This is a genomic window from Armatimonadota bacterium, assembly GCA_023511795.1.
Classification (GTDB): domain Bacteria; phylum Armatimonadota; class UBA5829; order DTJY01; family DTJY01; genus JAIMAU01.
Map to the genome: position 1 here is coordinate 1 of JAIMAU010000035.1, position 2,737 is coordinate 2,737.

Below are 2,737 nucleotides of genomic sequence, written 5' to 3' on the forward strand. Positions count from 1 at the left end.
CCATGGCAACGCCTGAAAATATTTTCAAAGCCCTCGGAGACACGACCCGTATACGAATAGTTCAAATGCTTGCCCAAAATGGCGAAATGTGCGTTTGCAAAATCATGGAAGAACTTTCCATGACGCAGCCGGCAGTATCACACCATCTAGCCTGCCTCAAACATGCCGGAATTGTGCGTGCTAGAAGGCAAGGCCAATGGATTCACTATTCCCTTTGTCCCTCTACTTTGGGAGACATTGCGCTCAGATTCCTCGAGGATTGCCTTGCAAAAATAGACACCAAATCAAAAACAAGCGCAATGTGCTGCACAGGAACGGAGAAAAACCATGACGAGCGCTGATGAAAATTACTGGATACCAAATCCAGGCTATAAGGTCAAGCCGCCCTCAAACTACCCACCAGAGGAAGGCCGATATTTGCGAGGCAACGACCTATCGCCTGCAGCTTTGTGTGTTATACTTAAATGGCCACAAGAGGAAATTCCTAAACCCATTGAGCACTTGGTACGTGTAGGCGTGGAATCAGGTGCAGCGCTTGCTGGCACTCTTCAAACTGAGAATATAGGCATTGAGAAAATAATTTGCAACATAGTCGCCAATCCAAACATACGCTATCTCATAGTATGCGGCCCGGAATCGCCTGGCCACCTAGTAGGGCAAAGCTTAGTAGCGCTTAGTCTCAATGGCATAGGAGAAGATCATCGAATAATTGGCTCAAAATCCCCAACACCATATTTATACAACATTTCGCTCGAAGCTATTGAACAATTTCGAAAACAGGTAAAAATTATTAATCTTATCAATGAAGGAAACGAAAACGTAATTGCAAAAGCCATCTGGTCATGTTATCAAGAAGAACCTACACAATTTGGCGAGCACGTACTCTTTGACCCTGGGGCATTTCCCAAAGAAGCCATCTCATCCTCAATTACATGGAGAGTAAAACAACCGTGGTATGCACCACGAAATGAAAATGAATGGGCTGCTATAGAGCAATTGGAACGATTGATTGCAGAAATCAAAGCAAAACAGGAGGCAAAAAAGCGTGAGTATACCTAGTTCGGCAAGTAAGAAGTTGTCTTTTCTAGACAGGTATTTGACCCTTTGGATCTTCCTTGCAATGGCATTTGGGGTGTTGCTAGGGTATTTTGCACCAGGTGTCGCCGGGCTTATCAACAGGTTCCAAGTAGGAACAACAAGCATCCCCATCGCAATAGGCCTAATTTTAATGATGTACCCGCCACTTACGAAAGTACGCTATGAAGAGATGGGGCGGGTCTTTCGAAAACCCAAACTCCTCGCGCTAGCACTCCTCATGAACTGGATTATTGGTCCATTCGTTATGTTCGCGCTTGCCATTCTGCTCCTGCGGAATTACCCCCAATATATGGTCGGCGTCATATTAGTAGGCTTGGCGCGCTGCATTGCCATGGTAATTGTATGGAACGAACTAGCCGAGGGCGACCGCGAACTCGCAGTTGGATTGGTAGCTTTCAATGCCGTATTTCAAGTACTTTTTTATGCAATTTATATGTGGTTCTTCATCACCTTTTTGCTGAGCGCACTAGGGTTGGTGAAAGGACTGGACGTAAGCATATCCATCGCAGAAGCAGCAAAGACAGTTTTCATTTACCTTGGAATCCCATTTATAGCTGGAATAGTAACTCACTTTTCTGTGCAAGCTTGGAAAGGGCGTGATTGGTTCGAGAACGTATTCATGCCGAGGATAAGCCCAATCACGCTAATAGCATTGCTCTTCACAATTGTAGTAATGTTCTCGCTCAAGGGTGAATATATAATTCAGCTTCCGCTTGATGTTGTGCGAGTAGGCATTCCGTTAACTCTCTACTTCTTTGCAATGTGGTTTGTCACATTCTTCATCGCTCGAAAGACAGGAGCTTCATATGGCGAAGTTACTGCAGTATCGTTCACTGCAGCAAGCAATGACTTCGAACTTGCTATTGCAGTAGCAGTCGCGGTGTTTGGAATTGGATCGAAGCAAGCATTTGCCACCGTCATTGGCCCGCTGGTTGAGGTTCCTGTACTCATTAGTTTAGTAAACGTTGCCTTGCACTTCCGAAGAAAATACTTTGCCGCCTGCGAGACAGGCAGGAGTACAACACCATGAGAAGGTTTGAGCCGCTAATTGCTGTCACTTTCATAATTGCAATGCTGGCGATTGCTCATGCTGAATCACAAAATTCTGAAAAGAAACCCCCAGCTCTCAAAATCGGCGCGCCAGCACCGGACTTTAAGCTAAACGACCAAAACGGCAAATCTTGGAAGCTTTCGGACCAGAAAAAGAAAACGGTAATAATAAGCTTTGGATTCATTAGTTGCATATGCGGTCGGGCGGCTTTAAAAGAAATTCAAGGCTTACAAGAAAAGTATGCATCGCGTGGGCTTTGCATTGTACACGTAAACACCGAACCGTGGATGTGTGAGGCTGATCCTTCATACCTATCCACTTTCGCCAGAGAGAACAAAATAACATTTCCACTCTTAATTGATAAAGAACTCAGTGTTTCCTCTTTGTATCCATCGGAGTCCATGCCCTTCTTGTGTCTAGTGGACGCAAAGGGAATTCTTCGTTTTACATTAGCAGGCCATCCTGAAGATTACGTAAAGAAGGTAACAGAACAAGTAGAAAAATTTCTACCTCAAGTACAAAAAAACAAGAAATCTGACAACCAAAAACCGTCACAAGATAGCAAAACAAAATCATGAGGTGAAGTAT

General features: G+C 44.5%; 4 protein-coding genes. All 4 read left to right on the forward strand.

Annotated features, from left to right (window positions below):
• Nucleotides 1-2 precede the first annotated feature (2 nt).
• The 4 genes from K6T99_13040 to K6T99_13055 are packed head-to-tail and all read left to right on the forward strand — an operon-like array spanning nt 3 to nt 2,727.
• Nucleotides 3-341 (forward strand): metalloregulator ArsR/SmtB family transcription factor, encoded by a 339-nt coding sequence (locus K6T99_13040; protein MCL6520743.1) that lies wholly within the window; start codon nt 3-5, stop codon nt 339-341.
• On the forward strand, nt 328-1,059 hold the full coding sequence (locus K6T99_13045; GenBank protein MCL6520744.1) for a tetrahydromethanopterin S-methyltransferase subunit A: 732 nt from the start codon (nt 328-330) through the stop codon (nt 1,057-1,059). Before K6T99_13040 ends, K6T99_13045 begins: the two co-directional genes overlap by 14 nt.
• Nucleotides 1,052-2,128 (forward strand): ACR3 family arsenite efflux transporter, encoded by a 1,077-nt coding sequence (arsB, locus tag K6T99_13050; GenBank protein MCL6520745.1) that lies wholly within the window; start codon nt 1,052-1,054, stop codon nt 2,126-2,128. Before K6T99_13045 ends, arsB begins: the two co-directional genes overlap by 8 nt.
• Complete coding sequence (locus tag K6T99_13055) at nt 2,125-2,727, forward strand: TlpA family protein disulfide reductase (GenBank protein MCL6520746.1); 603 nt, start codon at nt 2,125-2,127, stop codon at nt 2,725-2,727. The genes arsB and K6T99_13055 overlap by 4 nt, the downstream gene beginning before the upstream one ends.
• Nucleotides 2,728-2,737 lie beyond the last annotated feature (10 nt).